The sequence below is a fragment of the Bacillus cereus group sp. BfR-BA-01441 genome (assembly GCF_022663075.1).
Classification (GTDB): Bacteria; Bacillota; Bacilli; order Bacillales; family Bacillaceae_G; genus Bacillus_A; species Bacillus_A cereus.
Map to the genome: position 1 here is coordinate 1 of NZ_JAKUEU010000420.1, position 221 is coordinate 221.

Sequence of the window (221 nt, forward strand, 5' to 3'; positions counted from 1 at the left end):
TCCCTCCTAGCTTTCTTTTAATTAGCTACCTCTATCAGAGAAGTTAGCTTTTAATTTTTTATTAGTTTAGCTTACGCGACTCTCCTGAAAGAGCCGCTTCCGCTTTTTATTACTATTCTAACGCTGCTGCTCCACCAACGATTTCCGTAATTTCTTGCGTAATCGCTGCCTGACGCGCACGGTTGAATGAAAGTGTAAGTGAATCGATAACTTCCATTGCG

1 protein-coding gene is annotated in these 221 nt (G+C 41.6%); it reads right to left on the reverse strand.

What is annotated here, in order from left to right; translation table 11 throughout:
• Nucleotides 1-112: 112 nt before the first annotated feature.
• Nucleotides 113-221: F0F1 ATP synthase subunit gamma (locus MR107_RS31050; RefSeq protein WP_242293012.1), on the reverse strand; the 109-nt coding region annotated here is incomplete at its 5' end.